This window comes from Amycolatopsis albispora, from assembly GCF_003312875.1.
Classification (GTDB): Bacteria; Actinomycetota; Actinomycetes; order Mycobacteriales; family Pseudonocardiaceae; genus Amycolatopsis; species Amycolatopsis albispora.
In genome coordinates this window covers 7904583-7927293 of record NZ_CP015163.1, presented here as the reverse complement: position 1 = coordinate 7927293, position 22711 = coordinate 7904583, and the positions used below count along the sequence as shown (strand labels likewise).

Annotated in this window: 20 protein-coding genes; 2 read left to right on the top strand and 18 right to left on the bottom strand. The window is 70.0% G+C overall.

The window, feature by feature from the left end:
* Positions 1-3 precede the first annotated feature (3 nt).
* From A4R43_RS37655 to A4R43_RS37615, 9 genes are read right to left on the bottom strand one after another with little or no spacing between them, the layout of a single operon-like run.
* A complete protein-coding gene (locus A4R43_RS37655; protein WP_113696454.1) occupies positions 4-978 on the bottom strand; it encodes a PLP-dependent cysteine synthase family protein in 975 nt (324 codons plus the stop codon).
* Positions 978-2108: an FAD-dependent oxidoreductase gene (locus tag A4R43_RS37650; RefSeq protein ID WP_113696453.1), complete on the bottom strand. Its 1131-nt coding sequence runs from the start codon at positions 2106-2108 to the stop codon at positions 978-980. Before A4R43_RS37650 ends, A4R43_RS37655 begins: the two co-directional genes overlap by 1 nt.
* Positions 2101-3357: an ATP-grasp domain-containing protein gene (locus A4R43_RS37645; protein ID WP_113696452.1), complete on the bottom strand. Its 1257-nt coding sequence runs from the start codon at positions 3355-3357 to the stop codon at positions 2101-2103. Before A4R43_RS37645 ends, A4R43_RS37650 begins: the two co-directional genes overlap by 8 nt.
* Positions 3354-4175 (bottom strand): ATP-grasp domain-containing protein, encoded by an 822-nt coding sequence (locus A4R43_RS37640; protein WP_113696451.1) that lies wholly within the window; start codon positions 4173-4175, stop codon positions 3354-3356. The genes A4R43_RS37645 and A4R43_RS37640 overlap by 4 nt, the downstream gene beginning before the upstream one ends.
* A complete protein-coding gene (locus tag A4R43_RS37635; RefSeq protein ID WP_113696450.1) occupies positions 4172-5416 on the bottom strand; it encodes an ATP-grasp domain-containing protein in 1245 nt (414 codons plus the stop codon). The genes A4R43_RS37640 and A4R43_RS37635 overlap by 4 nt, the downstream gene beginning before the upstream one ends.
* Positions 5413-6690: an MFS transporter gene (locus tag A4R43_RS37630; RefSeq protein ID WP_205215148.1), complete on the bottom strand. Its 1278-nt coding sequence runs from the start codon at positions 6688-6690 to the stop codon at positions 5413-5415. Before A4R43_RS37630 ends, A4R43_RS37635 begins: the two co-directional genes overlap by 4 nt.
* An 11-nt stretch (positions 6691-6701) precedes the next feature.
* Complete coding sequence (locus tag A4R43_RS37625) at positions 6702-8063, bottom strand: dihydroorotase (protein WP_113696448.1); 1362 nt, start codon at positions 8061-8063, stop codon at positions 6702-6704.
* Positions 8051-9157, bottom strand: coding sequence for an acyl-CoA dehydrogenase family protein (locus A4R43_RS37620; RefSeq protein WP_113696447.1), 1107 nt, complete (start codon positions 9155-9157; stop codon positions 8051-8053). Before A4R43_RS37620 ends, A4R43_RS37625 begins: the two co-directional genes overlap by 13 nt.
* On the bottom strand, positions 9154-10203 hold the full coding sequence (locus A4R43_RS37615; RefSeq protein ID WP_113696446.1) for a PrpF domain-containing protein: 1050 nt from the start codon (positions 10201-10203) through the stop codon (positions 9154-9156). Before A4R43_RS37615 ends, A4R43_RS37620 begins: the two co-directional genes overlap by 4 nt.
* Positions 10204-10479: 276 nt before the next feature.
* On the opposite strand from A4R43_RS37615, the gene A4R43_RS37610 reads away from it, so the two are divergent.
* Positions 10480-12087, top strand: a complete 1608-nt coding sequence (locus A4R43_RS37610; RefSeq protein WP_113696445.1) for an MFS transporter — start codon at positions 10480-10482, stop codon at positions 12085-12087.
* Positions 12088-12463: 376 nt separating this feature from the next.
* Positions 12464-12895, top strand: a complete 432-nt coding sequence (locus A4R43_RS37605; RefSeq protein WP_113696444.1) for an enediyne antibiotic chromoprotein — start codon at positions 12464-12466, stop codon at positions 12893-12895.
* Positions 12896-13030: 135 nt separating this feature from the next.
* Here A4R43_RS37605 and A4R43_RS37600 read toward each other — a convergent pair whose 3' ends face one another.
* The 9 genes from A4R43_RS37600 to A4R43_RS37560 form a co-directional block, all read right to left on the bottom strand.
* A complete protein-coding gene (locus tag A4R43_RS37600) occupies positions 13031-14389 on the bottom strand; it encodes an FAD-binding oxidoreductase (RefSeq protein WP_113696443.1) in 1359 nt (452 codons plus the stop codon).
* Positions 14389-15939, bottom strand: a complete 1551-nt coding sequence (locus A4R43_RS37595; RefSeq protein WP_113696442.1) for a class I SAM-dependent methyltransferase — start codon at positions 15937-15939, stop codon at positions 14389-14391. The genes A4R43_RS37600 and A4R43_RS37595 overlap by 1 nt, the downstream gene beginning before the upstream one ends.
* A 31-nt stretch (positions 15940-15970) precedes the next feature.
* Positions 15971-16786 (bottom strand): methyltransferase domain-containing protein, encoded by an 816-nt coding sequence (locus A4R43_RS37590; RefSeq protein WP_113696441.1) that lies wholly within the window; start codon positions 16784-16786, stop codon positions 15971-15973.
* Positions 16783-17577 carry a TIGR03084 family metal-binding protein gene (locus tag A4R43_RS37585; protein WP_113696440.1) on the bottom strand — a complete coding sequence of 265 codons (795 nt, stop codon included), beginning with the start codon at positions 17575-17577 and terminating at the stop codon, positions 16783-16785. Before A4R43_RS37585 ends, A4R43_RS37590 begins: the two co-directional genes overlap by 4 nt.
* 188 nt (positions 17578-17765) lie before the next feature.
* Positions 17766-18803: a carboxymuconolactone decarboxylase family protein gene (locus A4R43_RS37580; protein ID WP_113696439.1), complete on the bottom strand. Its 1038-nt coding sequence runs from the start codon at positions 18801-18803 to the stop codon at positions 17766-17768.
* Positions 18804-18840: 37 nt separating this feature from the next.
* Positions 18841-19428, bottom strand: a complete 588-nt coding sequence (locus A4R43_RS37575) for a DUF6239 family natural product biosynthesis protein (protein WP_162788734.1) — start codon at positions 19426-19428, stop codon at positions 18841-18843.
* A gap of 11 nt (positions 19429-19439) precedes the next feature.
* Positions 19440-20030: a hypothetical protein gene (locus A4R43_RS37570; RefSeq protein ID WP_113696437.1), complete on the bottom strand. Its 591-nt coding sequence runs from the start codon at positions 20028-20030 to the stop codon at positions 19440-19442.
* Between the two features lie 3 nt (positions 20031-20033).
* Positions 20034-21686, bottom strand: coding sequence for an FAD-dependent oxidoreductase (locus tag A4R43_RS37565; RefSeq protein ID WP_113696436.1), 1653 nt, complete (start codon positions 21684-21686; stop codon positions 20034-20036).
* Entirely contained in the window at positions 21683-22213 is a 531-nt protein-coding gene (locus A4R43_RS37560; protein WP_113698148.1) for a DUF5987 family protein, read from the bottom strand. Before A4R43_RS37560 ends, A4R43_RS37565 begins: the two co-directional genes overlap by 4 nt.
* Between the last annotated feature and the right edge of the window lie 498 nt (positions 22214-22711).

Below are 22711 nucleotides of genomic sequence, written 5' to 3'. Positions count from 1 at the left end.
AACTCAGGCGGCGCGCGTTTCCCGCTCCTGCGTACCCAGCGATTCCCAAATGGACAGATACCGCTCACCGCTGTCCGGCAGCACGGTGACGATGGTGGCCCCGGCCCAGCGGTCACTGGCGGCGAGCACTCGCGCCGCGTGCACCGCGGCCCCCGACGAAACCCCGACGAACAGGCCCAGCGACCGGGTCAGCTCCTTCGCCGAGTCCGCGGCGTCCTCGTCGGCCACGGTGATCACCTGGTCGATGCACTCGACGTCGGTGACCGGGTTGATGAAGCCCCCGCCCATGCCGGGGATCTTGTGCGGGCCGCGCTCACCGCCGGAGAGCACCGGCGAACCGGTCGGCTCCACCGCCACGGTGTGGATGCTGCGCCGCTCCTTGAGGAACTTGGTCACCCCGGTCAGCGTGCCGCCGGTGCCGACACCGCACACCACCACGTCGACCTCACCGCCGGTCGCGGCCCAGATCTCCGGGCCGGTGGTGCGGTAGTGGGCTTCGACGTTGACCGGGTTGGCTTCCTGACCGCACAACCACGAGCCGGGGATCGACTTCGCGATGCCCTGCGCCTTCGCGATCGCCGCGGGCAGGCCCTGGGTGTGGTCGGCGAGCACCAGCTCCGCGCCGTACGCGCGCAGGATCGCCTTGCGCTCCTCGGTCGCGTTGTCCGGCAGCACGATGACACACCGGTGCCCCCGCATCGCGGCCAGCGCGGCCAGCGAGATCGCGGTGTTGCCCGACGACGCCTCGACCACGGTGCCGCCGCCCTCCAGCGGCAGCTTGCCGGTGCGCTCGGCGTCCTTGAGCATCCACAGCGCGGCGCGGTCCTTCACGCTCGCCAGCGGGTTGAGCATCTCGACCTTCGCCAGCAACCGCACGTGGTCGGGCACGTCGGGCAGCCGCAGCCGCACCATCGGCGTGCCACCGACCAGCTCCTCCAGCCCGGAGACGATGCCAGGCCCGAGCGGGAATTCGGTCATCACTGCACTCCTTCGATCTGCCAGCCGAACAGGCGGGAGAACTGGTTGTCCAAAGTGGAAAACTCGACGGCGCGCTCGTGGTCCACACCACCGGTCCGGCGGGACAGCAACACGATCTCGCGGGTCCGCGGCGCGCGGATGCGGTCGTAGTCCGCCAGCTTGTCGTTCGCCAGGCACGCGGTCAGCACGGCCGCGTCCTCCAGCGCCATGCCCGCGCCCTGCCCCAGCGTCGGGGCCATCGGGTGCACGGCGTCACCGAGCAGCGTCACCCGGCCGGAGGTCCACTGTGGAATGGGGTCGCGGTCCACGATGTCGGTCATCACCACACCGGCCGCGGTGTCGGTGGTCTCGATCAGTTCGAGCAGCGCCGGATCCCAGTCGGCCATCACGGCCAGCAGCTCGGACAACGCGACCTCGGGCGTCTTCGCGGGCCACACGCCCTGCGGGGAAACGATCTTCGCGGTCCAGTACAGCAGGCCACCGCCGACGGCACCGACGAACAGGTCGATGCCCGGCCCGGCCGCGGTCACCCCGACCGGGAAGTTGTGCGACGCGGCGGTCCGCCCGCGCACCGACGAATAGCCCCGGTAGTTGATCGGCGCCGGGCCGAGCAGCCGCGAACGCACCCCGGACCGCAGCCCGTCGGCACCGACCAGCAGCTCACCGGCCACCTCGGTACCGTCCGAAAGGGACACCCGCACTTCGTCACTGGTGTCCACGTGATCGACCACCTCGCGCCCGATGCGCAGGTCCACGTCCACCGCCAGCGCCTCGTCCAGCAACGCGTTCTGCAACGCCGAGCGCAGCAGCATCACGTGCGGGGTGCCCCAGCGCTCCTCCAGCGCCCCGATCGGGTCCGAGGCCAGCAGCGCCCCGTCCGACCGGAGGTGCGGGCGGACGTCCCCGGGCTCGGCGACGTGCCCGGCCGCGCGCACCGCCTTGCCGAGCGGCGCGCTGATCGTGTCCAGCGCCCGGATCCCGTTGGGGTACAGCACCAGCCCGGCGCCCACGTCGGCGATCCGGGCGGCCCGCTCGACCACGGTCACGCCGAACCCGGCACGTGACAGGCCGATGCTCAGCGCGAGGCCGCCGATACCCCCACCGGCGACCACCACTCTCCGCTCAGGCATCACCCAGCACCAGCCCGTCGAAGAACCAGGTCTCCAGCTCGTTCAGCCGGTGCTGCACGGTGGCCCGGTCCGGCCCGGAGACCAGGTAGGCGGCCATGAAGTCGGCCGAATACCGCGGTACCGGCATGACCTCGCCGACCTCGACAAACACCTTCTGCCGCTCGACCCAGTCGAACGGCGGCTCACCGCGCACCGCGAGCACCTTGCCCGGCCGCTTGCCGAGCACCAGCTGCCCGGTCATCTTGGCCGGCTGCAACCGGCCCTGCCCGGTCGGCACCGGCAGCGGCAGGCCGACATCGGCGCGCAGCCAGCATTCGTTCAGCTCCACGCCGAACAGGGTCTGGATCACCGCGCGGGTCTGCGCGCCACCGGTCCGCCCGGCGATCTCACACAGCACCAGCCGGTCGTCCGGGGTGCGGAAGACCTCGCAGTGGAACACGAAGTTCGGCGGCGCGGGCAGCGCGTCGATCACCCGGTCCACGAAGTCGATCATGCGCTGGGCGAGCGGGTCGTCGCGGTCCATGGTGACGTCGTGCCTGCCGCCGCGCTCCTCCTTGAACGAGGCCAGCTGGAACAGGTACTGCGACGGCCAGGAGAACACCACCTCGCCGTTGACCACCAGCCCGTCCACATGTGCCATCGACCCGGGGACGAAGGCCTCCACCATCAGGTTCGACTGCAGCGGGCCGTAGATGTCCAGGTCCTCGTCGAGGAAGGCGTCCAGCTCGGCGGCGTCGTTGAGCACGCGGACACCGATGGACCCGGCACCGTCACGGGGCTTGACCACCACCGGGAACCCGTGCTGCTCAGCGAAAACGAGCAGGTCCGCCGCGCATTCGACGGGCGCGTGCGGGGCGACCTCGATGCCAGCCGCCGAGGCGATCTGCTTCATCACCAGCTTGTTGCGGAACGGGATCGCGCTCTCCAGCGTCTGGCCCGGCAGCCCGAGCAGCTCACGCAGCTGCGCCGCCCGCTCCAGGTCGTGCTCCTGGAAGGTGAAGATGTGCTTGACGTCGTACTTGCGCGCGAGTTCGAGCACGCGCTCCTCCAGCACACCACCGACCTCGTAGTTGTCGATGGCCTCCATGTGCCGGTAACCGTGGTCGTCCCCGGTCGGCAGGTCCTCCCCGACCCAGCCGAGGTGCTCGCGCGAGGCGATCAGCACCACGTCGCCGTCATACCCGGCCAGCCACCGCGGGTACGGGCAGGCCGCCAGCGAACTGCGGTGGTGCAGCACAAGGACGGTCATCGCTTCACTCCTGTCTCGAGCCCGGCCTGCACGCGGACGGCCGTCCGGTGCTCGTCCTCGTCCGACGTCTCCGCGCCGATCCCGTCCACCAGCCAGCGGCCGTCGGTGGTGTGCACCACCTCCACCGCGTACGGCTGGCCGGGCACCACCGGCAGGGCCGCCAGCGTCGCCTCCACAATGGACACCAGCTCGGGGCGCTCGCCGGAAGCCGCGGGCACCGGCCCGACCACCCGGTGCCGCTCGCCGACCACCCACGGTTCGGCGAACAGGCTGGGCACCGAGATCAGGTCCGGGGTGAGCCCGCCCTGGGTGTAGATGCGGACCTCCGCCTCGTCGTTGAGCACCGCGGCGGCCGGGTGCCCGGGGATCTTGCGCTCGCGGATCCGCACCGGGTAACCGAATTTCGCCGCCGCCGCGTAGACGTCGGTGATCCGCAGCACGGGTGCCACGTCGATCACCGGCACCCCGGCCACGGCCAGCCGCTCGCGCACGGCGACCGGATCGGCGAGCACCGCGGCGTCCTCCCGGCTCTGCCCGGCGATGCCGAAGTAGTCGCGCAGCGCGCCGCTGCGGACCAGGTCCGGCGTCTCGGTCGCGACGATCGCCGACAGCTCGGTGCGCAGCCCGAGGTTCAGCAGGAACCGGTCCACCGCCGGGGAGTTCGCGTAGCCCTCGACCACCTCGACGCGGTCGTACCCGCCACCGACCTCCTCGCGGGCGCGGCCGGTGACCAGCAGCAACTCCTTGCCGCTGTCCCGCAGCCACTCCGCGTAGGGAGGCAGCGGGCCGGGGAACCCGTCCATGATCACGATCGTCATTCCGCCACCACCTGGATCCGCAGGGTGTTCTCGATCAGTTCCTCGCACAGCTTCACCGCGGCGTCGCCGGTCGGGCCGGTCGCCGCGACCAGCGCGAGCCGGTCGTGGTTGTCGCGCACCGGGCCCACCCGGTCGCCCACCGAGACCAGCGCGTCGGCGGCGATCACCTCGGGACGGGCTCGCAGCTCGTCCAGCCCGTCGATCGAGGCGACGGTTCCCGCCGTCCCCTCGACAAACCGGACCGCCGCGCCGCCGTCCGGCTTCGGCCGCTCACGCAGCTCGCTGACCAGCCCGAACGGCCAGCCGACCGCGTAGTGGGTGAGGTCGATGCCGTAGACCGCCTCGACCAGGTCGTGGATGCGGTCGCCGCCGATCCGGTTGTGCGACTCGATCACCACCGGGCCGCGGGCGCCGAACTTGATCTCGGTGTGGCCCGGCCCGTCGGTCAGCCCGACCGCGTCCAGGAACTCCCGGGTGGCACCGACGATCCGGTTCTCGCGGAAGCGGTCGATGCGTGCGGGCACGGTGTGGCCCAGCTCGGCGAAGTGTCCGTCCGCAGTGGACTTCTCGGTCACCGACACCACCACGTGCCGCCCGCCGAAGCTGAACGACTCGACGCTGAACTCCGGCCCGTCGACGTACTCCTCCATGATCACGTCGGTGACGGTGAACAGCCCGCCGCACCCGCGTGCGGGCCCGTTGCCGCGCAGGACCTCCAGCTCACGCCACACCTCGTCCACATCGGACGGACCCGTCACCCGGAACACCCCGAGACTGGCCGCCGCGTCGGTCGGCTTGGCCACGAACGGGTAGCCGAACTCCGCGCCGAAGTCGAGCAGGCTCTGCCGGTCGGTCATCAACCGCGCGCCGATGGCCGAGGACACGCCAGCCTCGGCGAGCCGCTGCCGCATCTGGAACTTGTCCTGCAGCAGCCGGGAAACCGCGTAGCTGGTGCCGGGCAGGCCGAACAGGTCGTTGATCCGCGCCGCCGAGTCCAGCGCCGGGTCGGTCAGGCCGAGCGCGGTGGTGAAGCCCCAGCGCTCGTAGGCGGCCTCGGCGTGCGGGCGGACCGCGGACCAGTCGGTGAAGTCGGCGATCAGCGTGACGTCGGCCAGCTCCGCCTGCTCCGGGGTGAACTTGTTCTGGTGCTGGACCAGGATGACCGACAGCCCGTGGTCCTTGGCCGCCCGCACCACCTTCACCGTGGCGCCGACCAGCAGCACCGTGTTCTCCGGGGTCACCGTTGCGCTCCTTGTCCGGCGGTGGCGAGCGGGGCCTGGACACCGGCCGCCCGGCCCGCGTCACGATCACGAATCGTCAGCTGCACGAGGACCAGCGAGGCCAGGCCGAACACCCCGTAGAGCAGGCTGATCACCACGGACGAGACCTGCGTGCCCAGCGTCACGAACAGCGGGCCGACCACCAGCGCGATGCGGAACTGCAGCTGGTAGACCGCCATGTACTTGCTGCGCGCGCCGGGGTGCACCACGTCGGCGAGCAGCGCCTGCCGCGAGGGCGAGCAGACGATCTCCCCGAGCGCGAACACCGCGGCCGCCGCGATCAGCACCCACGGGTCGTTGGACACCGCGACGGTCATGTACCCGGCGGTGAACATCAGCGTGCCCATGGTCTGCTGCTTGCCGTCGCTGGTCCGCGCGAGCATCTTGCGGGCGTACAGCGCCAGGCACACCACCAGGAAGCAGCTGATCGAGCGCAGGATGCCGAACATGTTCACGCCGTCCACGTCGAGTTCCCAGAACCCGAGGTCGAACAGGCGCTGCGGGGTGAACTCCTCGGCCAGCCGGACCGCGATGTACGACGAGAGCTGCACCTGCACGCAGGTGAACAGCAGGATGCCCCAGAACAGCTTGGCGAACACCCGGTCCTTGAGCACGTCCACGTACCCGAGCAGCATCGAAACCAGCCAGTTCCGCTGCTGCGGCGCGGCGCCGGCCGCGTCCTCCGGCTTGGTTTCCGACACCCACAGCCAGGTGACCACCGCGACCACCCCGGTGGCCGCGGCCGAGGCCCAGAGCAGTTCGTTGAGGCTGGTGTACAGGAAGGCGCCGACCAGCGCGCCGACCACGAAGGCCACGTTGGTGGACCAGTAGATGACCGCGTAGACCGCCTTGCGGATGTCCGGTTCGGACGCGTCGATGACCATCGCGTCGCTGGCCGGTCGCACGATCGCGATCAGGCCGGTGTTGGCCAGGTAGAACAGGTAGACCCCGAGCCCGGACTCCCAGACCGAGTTGGCCAGCGCCATGCCGATGAACGCGACCAGGCTGCCGACCTCACCGACCAGCAGCGTGCTGCGGCGCCCGCGGACGTCCGACAGGTGCCCGCCGAGAAAGGTGCAGCCGATCGCCACCGCGGCGGCGATCATGGTGAGCACGCCGGCCGTGGCCGCGCCGTAGAGCTGCGAGAAGTAGATCACCATCAGCGGGATCAGCATCACGTCCAGGAACCGCTGGACGAAACCGACCCCGATGCGGATCTTGATGTTGCGGTTCATGCCCTCGAACATCAGTGCGCCCTCCCGGTCAGCCAGCGCCCGTCGGGCTCACCGAAGGTGCCGGTGGCGGCGTCCCAGACCACCCGCCCGGCCCGGATCGTCTGGCGCACGCGACCGGACATGGTCCAGCCCTCGTAGGCGGACCAGCCGCACTTGGCGAAGACGTGGTGGGCCGAGAGCATCCAGGTCTCGGCGGGGTCGAAGATGGCCAGGTCCGCGTCGGCACCCGGCTCGATCCGGCCCTTGCCCGCCAGCCGGAACAACTCGGCGGGCTTGGCCGACAGCACCGAAGCCAGTCGTGCGGCCGAAACGTCCTCCGGCTCGTCGAACCGGCGGCGCATCCCGGTCCACACCGCGGTCCCCAGTTCCTGGACGCCGGGCAGGCCGGGCGGCGAGTCGGCGACCGAGCGGGTCTTCTCCTCGACGGTGTGCGGTGCGTGGTCGCTGCCGATGCTGCCGACCTCCCCGGCGCGCACCGCCGCCCACAGCCGGTCCTGGTCGGCCTGCGCGCGGATCGACGGCGAAAGCCGGGTGCGCGCACCACCGCGGCAGGTGTCCGCGTCGGTGAAGGACAGGTGGTGCCCGGTGACCTCGAAGCTGACCGGCAGCCCGGCGGCCTTCGCCGCGCACACCAGATCGGCCTCTTCACGGCTGGACAGGTGCAGGATGTGCGCCTTGGTGCCGTACCGGCGCACCAGCTCCAGCACCCTGGCCACGGCGGCGATCCCGCCGCTGCGCGGGCGCCGCTGCTCGTACTCGGCGTAGGAGACCGGCGGGCCCTGCCACTGGTCGAGCAGTTCGAACAGCGAGTCGTCCTCCGCGTGCAGCACCAGCTGCAGGTCGCTGCCCGCGGCCGTGGCGAAGATCTTCTCCAGCACGGCCGGGTCGCGGACCACGGTCGGCGCGGTGTGGTGCCCGGCCATGAAAACCTTGGCGCTGACCGCGATCTCGGGGTCGAGCCCGGCCAGCAGCTCCGGGCGTTCCGGGTCGGCGCCGATGTGGAAGCGGAAGTCCACCAGCGAGTTGCCCGACACCAGCTCGGCCTTGGCCACCACGGCCTCGGGGTCCAGCGTGGGCGGGATGGTGTTCGGCATGTCCATCACCGTGGTCACGCCACCGGCCACCGCGGCGCGGCTGCCGTGTGCCCAGTCCTCCTTGTGCAGCAGGCCGGGCGTGCGGAAGTGCACGTGGGTGTCGATCAGGCCGGGCAGCACGTACGCGCCCTTGGCGTCCACAGTGGACTCGGCAGCCGGTGCATCCTCGGTGATGGCGGTGATCCGCCCGCCGTCGACCACCACGTTGGCCGCGCGCACGCCGCCGGGCGTGACCACCCGGCCGCCGGTGACCACCAGCTCGGACTTCAGTTCACCCATGACGCGGACACCAGCTCTCGGCAGAGTTCGTTCGTCGGACCCATCAGCGCCACCGCCCTGGCGTCGGAGATCAGCCGGTTCAGCTGGTGGTTGACCAGGTACGCGGCGGAGCCGAGCATGCGCGCCACCTCGAAGCACACGTGCTCGGCGGTGACCGAGGCAAAAAGCTTGCTGCGCAAGGTGACCGCGCCCGGGTCCTCGCCCCGGCGGCTCCCGGCGAAGGCGACGATCGCGCGGGCCGCCTCGACCTGCACGCTCAGCTCGGTCACCCGGTGCCGGACGGTCGGCGCCTCCAGCGCCCCGGTTTTGGTGAAGTGCGCGAGCGCCACGTCCAGCGCGGCCTTCGCCACGCCGACCGACACCGCGCCGAGCGTGGCACCGGACTCCCGGACGCCCGCGATGATCGCCGGCGCGTGGCCGACCGGGCCGAGCCGGTGGTCGTCGGCGACCACGCAGTCCTTGAGCGAGACGAACCCGGTGGCCGAACCACGCATCCCGGCCAGCTCCAGGCCGAGGTTCGCGATCAGGCCCTCGTTCTCCTTGCGCACCAGGAAGAAGGTCTGCCCGGCGGAGCCGTAGACGTTCTTGGTGTCCTGTTCCTGCTCGCGGCCGGCCGAGGTGCCGACCAGCACCAGGTAGATGTCGGCCACCCCGGCGCCGGTGGTGAACGACTTGGCGCCGTTGAGCAGCCAGCGGCCGTCCTCGATCCGCTCGGCCGAGGTGGCCAGGTTCTTCTTCGCCGCGCCCGCACCGGTTTCACTCCACGCCGAGGCGCCGAGCGTGTCGCCGGTGGCCATGCCGGGCAGCCACAGCTCCTTCTGCTCCGCGGTGCCCCACTCGTTGATCCGGGCGCAGACCGCGAAGTGCTGGAACATGATGATCGCCATCGAGGGGTTCACCTCGGCGATCTTCGAGACCAGTTCGTTCAGTTCGACGGTGTCCGCGCCGTTGCCGCCGTACTCCACCGGCACCGCGGTGGCGAGCAGGCCCGACTTGCGCAGCTCGATCAGCGCCTGGTCGTCGGGCACGTTGGTGTCGTCGGACCGCGCCGCGGCCTCGCGGAAGATCTCCAGCGTCGAAGCGAGGTCAGTCATGCTGCTGACTCCGACAGGCATTCGGACGTCTCCTTGAATTGGAAGTGGGCGAGCGGTTCGATGAAGAACGAGCCGTGGAAGTCGACCCGCTTGTCGCCGACGGTGATCCAGGCGACGTGCCGCTGGTCGTCCTGGATGCTCATCGCGGCGAAGACCTCGACCACCCCGCCGGGGGTGACCACGCTGATCACGTTGTCCCCGCACCCGGCTTCCTGGGCGGCCTGCCACGGGATGGAGCCCTCGATCCCGGCGGCCACGCCGAGGCAGGCGGTGCCGGTCATGGCCAGCGTCGGATGCCACGACGGCACCGAAATCGCCCGCACCACCAGCTTGCCGTCCTCACCGGGAATGGTCACCGCGACCTTGGGGAACACGCTGTCGGCCGGCATGCCGAGGTGTGCCGCGGCGGCCACCCGGATCCGGCTGAGGCGGTCGAACAACGCGGAATCGTCGGCGAACAACTCGTCCGCGGTTTCCACGCCGGCGCCCTTCGAGCCGACAAAAACGTAGGGGTTCCCGGCCGACACCAGCGAAACGTCGACGTGCGTGCCGTCCACTTCGAGCGTGGTCACCGGGGAGCCGTCGAGCAGCATGGCCGACACCGGCCGGGGCGGCGTCTGCAGGAAGTGCATGGTGAACCGGGTGCTCTCCTTGGTCACCTCGTCCACTTCGCAGGCCAGGTAGTCACCGTTGTTGAGCACGTTGACGCGCACCCGCTGACCGGGCACCAGCCGCGGCACCATGCCGTTCTCCGCCGCCGAGGTGATCGCCGACAGCACCGAGTGCCCGCACGAGCCGAGCAGGTCGAACTTGCCGTGGTCCTCGGGCAGCGCTTGGATGAACCGGTAGTCCAGGTCGCACAGCGGGTGCTTGGACGGTTCGATCAGCGCCACCTTGAGCACGTGGTCACCACCGGCGTCGGACATCCAGCGCCGCGCGTCCCCCAGCGCCGCCAGCAGCGCGTCGCGGTCCCGCGGCAGGTACCGCGCGTCCAGCACCAGCGTCGGACAGGGACTGCCAACGGCATACGCGAGATGTCCGATCATGCCGCACCTCCATCGGGCTTGTGGACCTTGCCCATTCTGTTGGCGTGATCACCCGCGGGGCTTCTCCGTCAATGCGCTCCTCCGCTCGTTTCGAGCGAATTTCGAGCGGTCCGCGAAAAGCTCTCGAGCGGTACCCGGTCGTCATCCCGCGAGCGTGAAAAACGCATGTCCAGCCGGGTAACGGGACACTGGCGAAGCGTTACGGCCTACACCGATCCTGTTAGGTGACCGATTTGTCCCGACGACCCGGACAAAACCATTACGGAGGGAATTTCTATGGACACGACCGCCGACGCCGGGTCCGGTGCGCGGGCCGGGCGGCGAGAATGGCTGGGGCTGGCGGTGCTCGCACTGCCGACCCTGCTGCTGTCGCTGGACCTCAGCGTGCTGTACCTCGCGCTCCCCCACCTCAGCGCGGACCTGGGCGCCACCGGCACCGAGCAGCTGTGGATCACCGACATCTACGGTTTCCTGATCGCCGGTTTCCTGGTGACCATGGGAACACTGGGTGACCGGGTCGGTCGCAAGCGGCTGCTGATGATCGGCGGGGTCGCCTTCGCCATCGCCTCGGTGCTGGCCGCCTATTCGGGCAGCCCGGAAATGCTGATCGCCAGCCGGGCGCTGATGGGCATCGCCGGCGCCACGCTGATGCCGTCGACCCTGGCCCTGATCAGCAACATGTTCACCGACCCGAAGCAGCAGGGCACCGCCATCGGTGTCTGGATGGCCTGCTTCATGGGCGGCATGGCACTCGGCCCGATCGTCGGCGGCGCGCTGCTCGAGGCGTTCTGGTGGGGCTCGGTGTTCCTGCTGGCCGTTCCGGTGATGCTGGCGCTGGTCGTCTTCGGCCCGGCCCTGCTGCCGGAGTACAAGGACGAGAACGCCGGCAAGCTCGACCTGGTCAGCGTGGTGCTCTCGCTGGCGACCATTCTCCCGGTCATCTACGGGCTGAAGGAGCTGGCCAAGCTCGAGTTCGGCGTGGTCAGCTTCGGTGCGATCGTGGTCGGGCTGATCTTCGGCGTGGTTTTTGTCAAGCGGCAGAACGCGCTGGAGCACCCGCTGCTGGACATGGCGCTGTTCAAGAACCGCACCTTCACCGCCGCCATCTCGATCACCACGGCCGGCGGCATCATGAGCGGCAGCTACCTGCTGATCAACCTGTACCTCCAGGTGGTCGAGGGGCTGTCGCCGCTGCAGGCCGCGCTGTGGCTGCTGCCCTCGGCGGCGACGACCATCGTCAGCGTGATGATGGCGCCGGTCATCGCCCGCAAGGTGCGGCCCGGTTACGCCATCGCCGCGGGTCTGGTGGCCGTCGCCATCGGTTACGTGCTGCTGACCTTTGTGGACGGTCCCGGCGGGCTGGCGATCGTGGTGGCCGGTCTGGTCGTTTCGGCGGCCGGTGCGGGCCCGATGGGCTCGCTCGGCACCGGGCTGGTGTTCTCCTCGGTTCCGATGGAGAAGATGGGCTCGGCGTCCTCGCTGTCGGAGACCGGCGGTGAGTTCGGCATCGCGATGGGCGTGGCGACGATGGGTGTCATCGGCACCGCGGTCTACCGCGGTCAGATGGACGACGTCACCGTCCCGGCCGGCGTGCCGGTCGAAGCGGCCGACGCGGCTCGCGAAAGCATCGCCGGTGCCGCCGCGGCGGCCCAGTCGGTGCCCGGCGAGGCCGGTGCGGCCCTGCTTTCCGTGGCCCGCGACGCGTTCAGCACCAGCCTGAACGTCACCGTGACGGTCAGCGCCTCGCTGGCCGTGCTGCTGGCCATCGTCGCCGCTACCGTGCTGCGGCACGCCCCCGCCACGGGCGCCGCCGACGGTGGGGACGGCGGCGACGCCCCGGCCGAAGCCGAGGCGAAGGAAGAAGCCGCCGTCCCGGCGGGCTGAGTATCTCCGCATATCTCCGCGTATCTCCGCGGAAGCGACCCCCGACCAGGCAGTCCGGGCCTGGCCGGGGGTCGCTTTTTTGCGCGCGCACCAACCGCCGGGCGCAGCCGACCTGGCGCTCCCCGTGCCACGAATGTGGCTTTCGAGACGTTTGGCGTCCCGAAAGCCACATTCGTGACACAAACCCGGCCGCCGCCGAGGAACCCAGGCCGCCAAGAGCCGCCCCTTCTTCTGCATTGCTTCATCAACTTCGGCCGTTGACCGTTTTGCGCGGCTTTCGGTAACTTTGTTGGTGGATGACGGACGGCAATCGAACGAAAGCCGACGGTAATCCACTTCCGGGATTCTCCACCACTTTGTTTGTTCACTTGGCTGAATGGAGTCGACTGTGCAGAAGAAGCTGATCGCCAAGACCGCCGCCGCTTTCGCGCTGGCGGGCGGGCTCACCCTGGCTTCGCAGGCGGGCGCTTCGGCCGCGGGCACCGTTTCGGTGACCCCGGCGACGGGCCTGACCACCGGCGCCACGGTGACCGTCTCGGCGACCGGGCTGACCGCGAACCTCGAGCACTTCGTCGGGCTTTGCGGGATCATCGGTGGCGAGTACGCCTGCGACGCGGCGGGGGTCGTGTCCGTCACCACCAACGGCAGCGGGGCGGCGTCCACCCCGCTGACCGTGAAGAAGTCGTTCACCGGCACCGTCGGCGGCGGTGGCACGGCGGCCGTGGACTGCGGCACCGTGCAGTGCGTGATCGGCGTCTACAACGCGGACGGCTCCGCCGGCGCCAGCACCAACGTCAGCTTCGCCTGACCCACGCAATGAATGTGGCTTTCATAGCGTCTGACGCTATGAAAGCCACATTCATTGCATCTTTCCAGCTTGGCACGCGAAATGAAGCGGCCCCCGAGCTGGTGTGCTCGGGGGCCGGGCAAAAGAGGGCGCGGGCTAGCGGGCGGTGGCTCCCGGTGAAATGTCACCCGCGAAAACACCAGTCGGATCGACAGCGGAGCGGACAGCATCCACCCTGGCGATCGCCGAATCCGACAAATGCCGCTGCGGTTGCTGCCAGTTCTCCACAAAGCTCGGCACCGTCCACCCCGAATCCCACGGGGCCAAAGCCGACCGCACCAACGCGCAGTGCGATTCAACCGCCTCCCGCGAAGCCTCATCGACCACGAGACCCGCCCCCGAGTACGCAAAACGTCCCGCGAACGAGGACAAAGCCCCACCCGCCGGGTCCGCCACCGAGTACGCGCCACCCAGCTGCCGCATCCCCGCACTGATGAACGGCGAACCCGACTCCGGCCCGACCACGCGCAGGAACTCGGCCGCCCCGGCCGCGTCCAGGTCGCGCAGCAGCAGGTGATCCCCCGCGATCGGCACCGGGTCCTCCGGGTCCATGTGCGCCTCGAGCACGGCCGACGGCTTCGTCAGCGCCCAGCTGTCCATCACCGGCTCGGCCACCGCACGCAGCCGCCCGAGCAGCTCGTCCGCCTGCTCCTGGGCCCTGCCCACGCCGTCCTCGGTGACCGCCAGCACGGCACCGTCCACACTCAACACCGGCCCCGACCGCAGCACCTCCGGAATCTCCGGCAGCTCCGGCAGGTTCATGAGCTGCAGCGAAGTCGTCGCCTCCCACGGGGCATCCGCCGACCACCGCAACCATTCGGCCAGCAAACGATCAGCATGCGAACCAGCCCAGAAAGCCGACCCCGTGATCACCTTCGCCGCGGGAAAAAGCTCGACCTCCAGCGCCGTAACCACACCGAAGCCGCCGCCACCCCCACGCACCGCCCAGAACAGTTCCGGGTTCTCCGCCGCCGAAGCCCGCACCAGCGAACCGTCCGCCGTGACCAGCTCCACCGCGCGCACCAGGTTCGTCGCCACGCCGAGCTGACGCCCGTAGTAGCTCATCCCGCCACGCAGCAGATACCCGACCACACCAACGGTTCCCGACGAACCGTGTGGCGCGGCGAGGCCGAAGGGCGCCGCCGCCTCGGCGACCGCGCCCCACAACGTACCCGCGGGCACCCGAGCCACCCGTCGCGCAACGTCGACCTCGACCGGACCGGACGGCCGCACCTTCACCAGCAACGCGTCGTCCATCGGGCGCTGCGTCGGCGACGCGTGCCCGGTGGTGTGCATGCGGACCCCGAGCCGGAAGGCGCGGGCGTAGTCCAGCGCCGCCCGAATCTCGTCCACAGTGGACACCTCGGCCGCCGCGGCCGGTGTCGCGGGCGCGGTCAGGTTGAACACCGCCGTCGCCGCTTCGTAACCGGGCTGCCCCGGCAACCGCACGTCCATCAGATCCGCTCGGCGGTGAAGAAGACGAACGTCTCCGGCCCCGACAGCTCGACGATCCGCAGCCCGGCGCGGTCCAGCCACGCCTTGATGTCCTCCAGCTCGAACAGCAGGTGCCCGGCGGGACGGCTGGGGAAGAAGTGCGACTTCTGGAAGTGCCGGTAGATCGGGTCCTGGCCGAACAGGAAGGTCATGCAGGTGAACGTGCCACCCGGCCGCAGCACCCGGCCGACCTCGAGGATCGCGGTCTCCGCGTCGTCGGGGAAGGCCTGCAGCGCGTTCCACATGTTCACCGCGCCGAAGCTGGCGTCGGCGAACGGCAGGTCGAGCGCGCTGCCCTGCACCGCGGGCACCTCGGGCAGCCTGCTGCGCAGCACGCTCAGCATCGGCAGGCCCATGTCGAGCGCGAGCAGACGGTCCGGGCCGACGGTGTCGGACACCACGGTGGTCCAGCGGCCCGCGCCGGCGGCCAGGTCGAGGACCGGGCCGTCGACCGGCTCGATGTGCGTGGCGATGTAGGCGTCCTCGTCGGACGGGGTGACCGCGCCGCCCCAGTTCGAACCGGCGATCTGGAGGTAGGCCGGGCGCAGCACGGACTCGTAGTACAGGCCCATGGTCGGCATCTCGGCCAGCTTCTGCAGCAGGTCCGCGGTGTCCTCGTCGTTGCCGGTGCTGATCGTCTCGGCGATGCCGGCGGTCAGGTCGAGCACCCCGTTGGCCACCGGGTACGCGGTGGCGCACTCGGGGCAGCGGACGACCTCGTTGCGGATCTCCAGCGCACCGGAGCAGTTCGCGCAGCGGAAGGCCTCGACGTGCGCGCCGAACAGGCCGGAGGTGCTGGAGTCGATGTCCTCATCGGACTCGGCACGCGTCGGCGGGTTCTGCGCCACCTGCACCACGTCACCGTTCAGCACCGCCCAGTACGCCTTCGCGCCGGAGAAGCCGAACACGGTCTTGGTGTCGTTCTCCCAGTTCGTGACGATCTGCTCGGTGGACAGGTCGTTGATCCAGCTCTGGTCGAAGTCCTGTTCGGACGCGTTGAGCGCCCAGATCGACGGCGCGGGCCACACCCGGCCGAGGTCCGGCTTCGCCAGGTCGAGCGAGGCCAGCGCGCGCTCCAGCCGCGTCTGCTCCTCCGGCCCGAGGCCGATGCCCGCCACCGCATCGAGGATGCGCTCGCGGTCGGCGGGGAAGTGCGACAGCAGGTACAGCAAAGCCAGCGTGAACGCCTGCGAGTTCGACTCGCGGCCGACCAGCGCCAGGTAGTGGTCCAGACCGGCGCGCACCGCCTGGTTGACCGGCCCCTGCTCGGGGTATTCGGCCTCGGCGAGCAGGCCGAGCAGGATCACCAGCCGGCCCTGGTGGTCCTCGGAAACCTGGTCCAGCACGTCGACGAGCACCGGCGCCGCGGGCAGCGCCAGCTCGGTCAGGACGCCCTCCTGCCACACGGCACCGGCCAGCTTGTCGAACTCCTCCTGCAGCCGCTCCGGCTGGGCGCTGGCGAACGCCTTCACCAGTTCGGCGATGGTCGAGTCGGTAACGGCGTCAGTCATTTCTGCGCGTCCTTTCCACGGTTTGGTCAGCTCAGCCGGGCTTGCGGGCGGAGACGATCACGTACCCGATCTGGTCCTTGCGCGGCGCGAAGAACCCGAGGTGGTTGCGGGAGAACTCGCCCACCGCCGCCTCGCCGAACTTGGCGGTGATCTCGTCCCGGCTCCGCATCGCGGTCTCCAGGTACTTGGTCTTCATGCCGAACGCGCGCGGCCCGCACTGGGTGTACTCCTCCACCGCGAACCCGGCGGCGCGGGTCAGGTCCAGCCATTCGGGCAGGGTCGGCAGCGCGCCCAGCTTGAGCGTCTCGACGAACTTGGCCACCCGCGCCGGGTCCCGGTCGGACTCCAGGCTGAAGTCGGAGAAGGTCAGCCGCCCGCCCGGCCGCAGCACCCGGAAGAACTCGCCGAGCACGGTCGCCAGGTCGGGCGCGTTCTGCAGGGATTCCAGCGCCAGCACCGCGTCGAACGAGTTGTCCGCATAGGACAGTGCGGTGAAGTCGCCGTACTCGAACCGGGTGCGGCCGGCCACGCCAGCCGCCTCGGCCCGCTTGCCGCCCTGCGCGATCTCGTACGCGCTGAGCGTGATGCCGGTGACCTCGACGCCGAACTCGCCGGCCAGGTAGACCGCCGTCTCGCCGGGACCGCAGCCCGCGTCGAGCAGCTTCTCGCCGGGCCGCAGCCCGAGGGTGTCGGTGACCTTGCGGCTCATCCGGTGCACGGCCTCGGGCAGCGTGGCGTCGTCGTCGCGGTCGAACCAGTACCACATGTGGATCTGGCCGTCGCGGAGCTCGTCGCCGATCGGCGAGCGCTCGTCGTAGTGCTTGCCGATCTCCTCGGAGATGCTCATGAGAACTGGCCCGGCTGCCGTCCCTCACCCGCCGGGCCGCGGTAGGCCTGCGCGAGGCCGAGCCAGCGGTCGGCCTCGGCACCGGTGGCGGTCAGTGCCAGGTCGTCGCGGTGACGGCGGCGGGTGACCAGCAGGCAGAAGTCCCACGCGTCACCGGTGATGCGCTCGCCGGACTCGGCCGGGCCGAACGCCCACCGCGCACCCGACGGCGCGGTCAGCTCGAAGCGGAACTGGACGTCGGGCTCGGGCAGGTTCCGCGCCTGGTAACCGAAGTTCCAGGTGCGCACCGCGAAGCCGACGAGGTTGCCGATGCGGTCGGTCTTCTCACGCGTGACGCCGAGCGCGTCGGCGATGTCCTGGCCGTGGCCGAACAGCTCCATCATGCCCGCGCAGGCCAGCACGGCCGGCGGCAGCGGGTTGACCAGCCACGGCACCACCTGGTCCGCGGGGACCGCGGCGAGCGCCTTGATGCCGGTGTCGCGCTCGGCCCGCCAGCGGGTGAGCACCGAGTCGGCGGGGTCGTGGATGTACTCCTCGAGCGCGCCGTTCACCGCGGCTTCGAAGCCGCCGGGACCGATCTTCGAGGTGATGGCGTTGAACACGGCGGGCTCGGCGGCAGCCAGCCCGGCGATCTTGAAGATGAACGCCAGGTGCCCGACCTGGTGCTTGACGCTCCATCCGGGGGCCGGGGTGGCGCGGGCCCAGTCCGCATCCGGGAGGTCGGCCACCAGCCGGTCGAACTCCTCGGCTTCGGCGGTCAGATCGGCGATCACCTGCTGGAAGTCCTTCACCCGTCCGTCCTCTCTCCACGCGTGAACATGACGTTCGCCGTGCACCCCGGCAGCGGGGTGCACGGCGTTCGCCGCGGCGCAGATCGGCCCGTGACACCTTCGCAAAAGCCGAACCGTCGTTTCTGGGTTGTGGCGGTCTCGCTTTGACCCGGTGAGGCGATCTGACGCATTCGAGTATGGGGGCCGGTTCAGCGGGCGGTCTTCTCCTTTCCCGCCTTCACCCCGCGCAGTTCCACCGCCCGGCGGGCCGCGGAAAAAGCAGCCCAGGAGGCGATTTCCACCACCACGACGTCACCACCGGCAATTAGTTCCACAATGGACTCGTCAACCTGGAACGCGGAGAACGCGACGAGCAGCGCAAAGCGCGCGGCGGGCCGATCTTGGTCTGGCAGCGTGGCCACCAGTGGTTCCACCCAGGCGCGGCTGAGCCCCTTCGGCTCGCCGGTCCAGTCACGAAGCTGGTTTTCGACCAGTTCTCGAACCTCGGCCGAGAGCGCGCGGGCGGCCGCGGCCTCGAATGCCGCAGAAGCACGGGCGAAAGCGTCACCGAGCACACCGTTCGCCCATTCCGGCGCCGTTCCACCGGGCGGAAGCAATTCCAGTGCGGCACCCGGCACCGGCCGACGACTCGGCCGCAGGAACTTGCCGAGCATGCCGCGCACGAGCTTTTTCGCGTTCTCCGGAACCTCGGGTGGCAGCGGTGACGGCCCGAGGAAGACGTGCACCATCCGGTTCAGGTATTCGAAGGTGAACGCCACCGCGATCAGTTCGGCGGCCTGCGCGGCGGGCAGCTCGACCGAACCGTCCCCACGCGCCCAGGCGGCGGCCGCCCGGAGTTCCGGATCGGTGACGGCCTCGATGCGGTCACCGACGATGGCGGCCGAGTCCGATGTGGACACAAGGCCGTCCATTGTGGCGCCGTGCACCTCGACGCAGTAGGGGCAGGCGTTGCGCACCGAGACCGCGGAGGCCACGGCTTCCTTCACGGCCCGGCTCGCGGTCGGCCCGGCGATCAGCGACTCCCGCAGGATCGTCCAGGCGGCGGCGAGCACCTCCGGTGCCGGCGAGTGCAGCGCGGTGGGTGGTGCGAGCATGCCGAAGTCGCGTTCGACCTGCCGGTACACCGCCTTCACCAGCCCGGTCGCCGCCCGCGGGCGGACCGGCCGCACGTGGCGGACCTGCTGGAGGGTGCGGCGCAGCGCGAGCCGGATCGGCGTCGGTGTCATGGTGAGCCTTTCGTCTCAGGCAGCCACCGACGCCTGGTCACCCGGCGGCCACGGTCAGGGTGGCGACGTGTGCGGTGCCCGCGACCACCGCGCTGGCCAGCGCCCACCCCACGGCGTTGACCACGGCCCTCGACCGGCCCGGCGACGGCCGCCAGACGGCGAACCAGGACAGGCCGACCATCGCGATCACCAGTCCGGTGTTGAGCAGGATTCCGGCCCGGTCCGAGCCCGCCCCGAGCCAGGCTCGAGCGAACTCGACGCTGGCCCCGGTCGCCGCGGCCAGCAGCACCCACGGGGTCAGGTGGTGGACCAGGCGCAGCGGCAGCGTGGTGCCGGGCTCGGCGTGCCGCGCCAGGAACAACGGCACGCCGAGCCCGGCCAGGAACACCACGGCGAACTGCCGCGGCAGGTCCAGCCCGTCGGTGAGCAGCAGGGTGAGCACCCCGGCCACCGCCGCCGCCCAGGCCACCGCCACGCGCGCGGCCCGCTCCTGCTCGGCGAAGAACGGGCGGACCAGCGCGCAGGCGGCCACGGTGAGCGCGGCGGCCACCACCAGCACCTGCAACCACAGCGTGCCGGTGGTGACGCCGAAGGTGATCACGTGGTCGTGCGGACCCTGCGTCACCCGTGACACGGTCAGGCCACCCCGGCCTTGGCCTTCGCCGCCGGTTCCACCTGCCGCAACGCGCAGGCGCAGCGCATCATCGCGCGTTCCTCGGCGCTCGGCCGCAGGTGGTAGACCATCGCGATGATCATCGGGATGGTGACCAGGGTGTTGTAGAACAGGTGCAGCTCGACCCGCGGGATCAGCAGCTGCGCGACGCTGGTCGGCTTCGCCCCGCCCATCAGGTTCGCGCCGGTGAGCGCCTGCAGCAGCAGGAGCAGGTGCTCGAAGTGGTGCCACACCTGGATCCACATGGCGACCTTCCACCAGGTCTTCGACCGGCCGACAAAACCGTGGCGAAGAATGATGAAGCTCACCATCATCAGAATGGCGTAACCGTAGTGCATCCATTCGGAGGTAACGAGCCAGGGAAATGGCATACCGAGCACGCCCCTGGCTTCCGGAACCGACCAGCCGAGCGCGTAGATCTGGAACGCCTGCGCCAGGTGCTCGGCCCAGTGCGCCACCACGACCACGCTGTACAGCATCAACGCGGCCTTGTGCCAATCGGTGTTCAGCCGCTCGCTGAACGCCTTCCAGCCGCTGCGCTGTGTTTCCACCATTCGTCAGTCTCCTGCCAGGCTCAGTGCCAACTTGGTGACCCCCCGCCGCCCGCTCGTCGCGCCGTCCGGCGAGGGTGCGCCGTACTTTACGTCGATTCCGCGGTTTTGTGCGGCCTTGACAATTCCCGGAACAGCGCGCTCGGCGAGCGCGGCGATGGTCATCGCCGGGTTGACGGTGAGCGCGCCCGGCACCGCGGACCCGTCCGTGACGAAGATGCCGGGGTGGTCGCGCAGCTCGTGGTTCGGGTGCAGGGCCGAGGTGCCCGCGTCGTCCCCGATGCGGCAGGACGCCAGCGGGTGCACCGTGTAGGCGCCGACCACGTCGTTGGTCCACGGCGCGATCTTCGCCAGGCCGTCCTTCTCCATGATCTCCTTGACCTCGGCGTCGGCCTTGGCCCAGCCGCTGAGCGTGTTCGGCGTCGGGTCGTACTTCAGCGCGCCACGGCCGAGCATCTGCTGCGAGACGCGGAAGGCGTTGCCGGTGGGCGGCGGCGAGCCGAACACGCCCTCGTTGTCGTCCTCGGTCATCAGGAAGATCGTCAGCCACGACCGCCAGCGCTTGAGGATCTCCTTCTTCTCCTTGCCGAACCAGGTCGGGGCGTCACCGCCGGGGACCTGGGCGAGGATGGTGCCGAGGCCGGGCGGGAAGTACAGCTGCTCCATCGAGTAGCGGGAGTACTCGGGCAGGTTCTCGTCGAGCCGGTCCCAGCAGGCCACGGTCGGGCCCTTGCCGATCTGGTTCGCCTCGTACGCCAGACCGTCCTCACGGGACAGTCCCAGTACTTCGCGCACCTTGTCCTCGTTGAGGATCGCGGTGTTCAGGCGCTCGCCGTTGCCGGAGAAGTAGCGGCCGACACCGTGTGGCATCTTGCCCAGCGATTCCTCCGACCGCTGCAGGATCACCGGGGTGGCCCCAGCACCGGCGGCCAGGATGACGATCTTCGCTTCGATCGAGCCGCTTTCGGTGTGCACGCGGTAGTCGACGTCGTCGATGACGTTGTAGTGCACGCGGTAGCCGCCGTCGTCGGTGCGCTCGATCTTCTGCACCTCGTGCAGCGGCCGGATGGTGGCGCCGTGCGCCAGCGCGGCGGGCAGGTAGTTGGTCAGCAGCGAGCGCTTCGCGTCGAACTGGCACCCGCCCATCATCCAGTTGCAGTTGGTGCACTTGGCGTTGTCGATGGCGACCGGGGTCGGGTTCGCGGTGCGGCCGGAGTGGTGGCAGGCGGCGGCCCACAATCCGCCGGAGTAGGTGACGTCGTTCCAGTCCTGCTGGGACACCGGGATCGACTCGGAAACCCGGTCGTACCACGGGTCGAGCGTGTCGCGGGTGATCTCGGCGGGCCACATGCGACGGCCGATGCTGCCGTGGCGCTCGAACACGAACCGCGGTGCGCGCGGCATCGCGGCGAAGTAGACCACGCTGCCGCCGCCGACGCAGTTGCCGCCGAGCACGCTCATGCCGTCCCCGACGACGAAGTCGAACGCCCTGGTGTAGGAGGAACCGAGCAGGAAGTCGTGGTCGAAGTCCTTGCTCTCCAGCCACGGGCCGCGTTCGAGCACGGTGACCTTGGCCCCGCCCGCCGCGAGGTGGTAGGCCGCGATGGCACCGCCGAAACCGCTGCCGACGATGAGGACCTCGGTCTTGTCGCTGGTCATGCGGGGCTCCCTGAAGGCGTGGTGTCCGGGTGGAGTTCGGCGAGCTGGCGGCCGTAGGAGTAGTTCGGGAAGCGCCAGAGGCCGTCCGCGTCGGGCTTGGTGATGCCCATGGCGAGCAGCCCGGGGTGCCCGTCGGCGATGGCCTGCGCGGTGCTCAGGTGCGGGGCGCTGTCGAAGGCCATGTTGCAGAACAGGGCGAGGCTGACCCAGCCGTCCTTCTCCGGGTGGCCGTTCTTGGTGAGCTTCACGATCAGCTGGACGCGGTCCTCATAGGACAGTGCGACGAACTCGGGCAGGCTGGGGTCGAGTGCCAGTTCGTGCTCCTCGGCGTAGGCCTTCGCGTGCGCGTTGAGCATCGGCACGAGGAAGTCCAGCCCGGCGGTGACCCCGGTGGCCTCGGTCTCGAGCAGCTCGATGGCACCCGCCTCGACCGAGCCGGGACCCTCCGAGACGCCGGCGATGGCGTGGTCGTCGGGATGGCGCTTCTCACCGGGAACGATCGTGTCGGCGTACGCCTCGAGCGTCATCACCTTGACCGCACGCGCGTCGGGATTGGCCGCTTCCACGGGCGTCTCCTCTCTACGGACCTTGCTGTCCATGAGATCAGGAGGGGACGGGTGGGATCGTCTTCTGCTTTGTGCTTTGGGGGGTGGGGTTCTTGGGGCCACCCCGGTGATTGATTGTGACGACGGCGAAGAACCCCTTGTCAAGGCGGGAAAGAGTACCTTGACAAGGGGTTCTTCGCCGTGTTTTGGGCTGTGGACCGGGGATGGGGTGGGGCTGGGTGGCGTGGTGGGCGCCGTTGCGCTGCCGGGCGGCGGTTTGGTGGATGGGGGTGGGCACCTTTGTGCTGCCGGGTGGGGCGCCTTTGTGCTGCCGGGCGGCGGTTGGGTGACCGGGTGGTGCGGGGGGTGTCACGAATGTGGCTTTCGAGACGTTTGGCGTCTCGAATGTGGCTTTCGTGACAAGTCCGGTGGAGGCGGTGGACACGAATGTGGCTTTCGGGGCGGAATTCGCCCCGAAAG

What these genes read in the sequence shown, in the direction of transcription:
- A4R43_RS37650 (WP_113696453.1), bottom strand. Translation starts at nt 2,108, where the DNA reads ATGCCTGAGCGGAGAGTGGTGGTCGCCGGTGGGGGTATCGGCGGCCTC.
- A4R43_RS37570 (WP_113696437.1), bottom strand. Translation starts at nt 20,030, where the DNA reads ATGGTGGAAACACAGCGCAGCGGCTGGAAGGCGTTCAGCGAGCGGCTG.
- A4R43_RS37590 (WP_113696441.1), bottom strand. Translation starts at nt 16,786, where the DNA reads ATGAGCATCTCCGAGGAGATCGGCAAGCACTACGACGAGCGCTCGCCG.
- A4R43_RS37645 (WP_113696452.1), bottom strand. Translation starts at nt 3,357, where the DNA reads ATGACCGTCCTTGTGCTGCACCACCGCAGTTCGCTGGCGGCCTGCCCG.
- A4R43_RS37620 (WP_113696447.1), bottom strand. Translation starts at nt 9,157, where the DNA reads ATGACTGACCTCGCTTCGACGCTGGAGATCTTCCGCGAGGCCGCGGCG.
- A4R43_RS37625 (WP_113696448.1), bottom strand. Translation starts at nt 8,063, where the DNA reads ATGGGTGAACTGAAGTCCGAGCTGGTGGTCACCGGCGGCCGGGTGGTC.
- A4R43_RS37610 (WP_113696445.1), top strand. Translation starts at nt 10,480, where the DNA reads ATGGACACGACCGCCGACGCCGGGTCCGGTGCGCGGGCCGGGCGGCGA.
- A4R43_RS37580 (WP_113696439.1), bottom strand. Translation starts at nt 18,803, where the DNA reads ATGACACCGACGCCGATCCGGCTCGCGCTGCGCCGCACCCTCCAGCAG.
- A4R43_RS37640 (WP_113696451.1), bottom strand. Translation starts at nt 4,175, where the DNA reads ATGACGATCGTGATCATGGACGGGTTCCCCGGCCCGCTGCCTCCCTAC.
- A4R43_RS37600 (WP_113696443.1), bottom strand. Translation starts at nt 14,389, where the DNA reads ATGGACGTGCGGTTGCCGGGGCAGCCCGGTTACGAAGCGGCGACGGCG.
- A4R43_RS37595 (WP_113696442.1), bottom strand. Translation starts at nt 15,939, where the DNA reads ATGACTGACGCCGTTACCGACTCGACCATCGCCGAACTGGTGAAGGCG.
- A4R43_RS37615 (WP_113696446.1), bottom strand. Translation starts at nt 10,203, where the DNA reads ATGATCGGACATCTCGCGTATGCCGTTGGCAGTCCCTGTCCGACGCTG.
- A4R43_RS37605 (WP_113696444.1), top strand. Translation starts at nt 12,464, where the DNA reads ATGGAGTCGACTGTGCAGAAGAAGCTGATCGCCAAGACCGCCGCCGCT.
- A4R43_RS37560 (WP_113698148.1), bottom strand. Translation starts at nt 22,213, where the DNA reads ATGACGCTCGAGGCGTACGCCGACACGATCGTTCCCGGTGAGAAGCGC.
- A4R43_RS37630 (WP_205215148.1), bottom strand. Translation starts at nt 6,690, where the DNA reads ATGAACCGCAACATCAAGATCCGCATCGGGGTCGGTTTCGTCCAGCGG.
- A4R43_RS37565 (WP_113696436.1), bottom strand. Translation starts at nt 21,686, where the DNA reads ATGACCAGCGACAAGACCGAGGTCCTCATCGTCGGCAGCGGTTTCGGC.
- A4R43_RS37655 (WP_113696454.1), bottom strand. Translation starts at nt 978, where the DNA reads ATGACCGAATTCCCGCTCGGGCCTGGCATCGTCTCCGGGCTGGAGGAG.